The 954-nt window shown below is 48.4% G+C and carries 1 protein-coding gene and 1 pseudogene; both read right to left on the bottom strand.

Translation table 11 applies throughout. From position 1 onward, the window contains the following. On the bottom strand, window positions 1–601 hold a 601-nt coding region (locus AACR09_RS06320), incomplete at its 3' end, for a PrpF domain-containing protein (RefSeq protein WP_322621726.1). Window positions 602–610: 9 nt separating this feature from the next. After that, window positions 611–954: pseudogene (locus tag AACR09_RS06315) on the bottom strand (Fe/S-dependent 2-methylisocitrate dehydratase AcnD); the annotation flags it as partial.

Here is a 954-nt window from a genome sequence, read left to right as displayed (position 1 = left end):
CGGGAACATCTAAAAAATCGACAACATTCCCTGTTGGAAACATAGAGCCACTCGCATCGGCGGGGTCTAGAAAATCAACTTGGATCTCAGCGGCGGGGAAAGTGACACCATCGAGTTCAAAATCACCCAGTTCTTGGACTTCACCACCAGCGATAGGCACATGAACAATAATGGTTTTCTCTATGTTCACTTGCCATACTCGCACCTCCACCACACCGTTTTCTGGAATACGATTCGAATCGACTAAGCAACTATGAATTGCAAATGGGCCCACTGCAGCAGACAGATTGCCGCAGTTACCGCTCCAATCAACGAACGGCTTGTCTATTGCTACTTGGCCGAATAGGTAATCAACATCGTGATCGGCTTTACTGCTTTTCGAAACAATTACGGTTTTGCTGGTGCTGGATGTTGCGCCACCCATGCCATCGGTTTGTTTGCCATAAGGATCTGGACTACCAATCACGCGCAGAAGTAATGCGTCTCGTGCTTCTCCGGCGACTTGCGCAGCTTCAGGTAACTCTTCTAAATTAAAAAAGACACCTTTGCTTGTTCCGCCCCGCATGTAGGTGGCAGGTACTTTTATCTGTTTAGTGTTCATCACAAGCTCCTACTGGGCGAGAAAGTCTTTGGCGAAACGTTGCAACACGCCACCAGCGCTATACACGTTCACTTCGTCTGCCGTGTCTAGTCGGCAGGTTACTGGCACATCAAGCTTTTCACCGTTTTTACGAGTGATCACTAAAGCCAAATCAGAACCTGCTTGGATGTCACCATAAACGTCGTAAAGCTCGGTACCGTCCAATTCTAAGGTGTTTCGATTGGTCCCCGCTTTGAATTGCAAAGGCAGCACGCCCATGCCAACCAAGTTGGTTCTGTGAATTCTTTCAAATCCTTCAGCCACAATCACTTCAACACCCGCTAAACGCACACCTTTGGCAGCCCAGTCACGTG

Origin of the sequence: Vibrio sp. OPT20, from assembly GCF_963889365.1 — a bacterium.
GTDB lineage: Bacteria > Pseudomonadota > Gammaproteobacteria > Enterobacterales > Vibrionaceae > Vibrio > Vibrio splendidus.
Note: the sequence above shows the minus strand (reverse complement) of the source record. Positions and strands in the feature narration are given on the sequence as shown.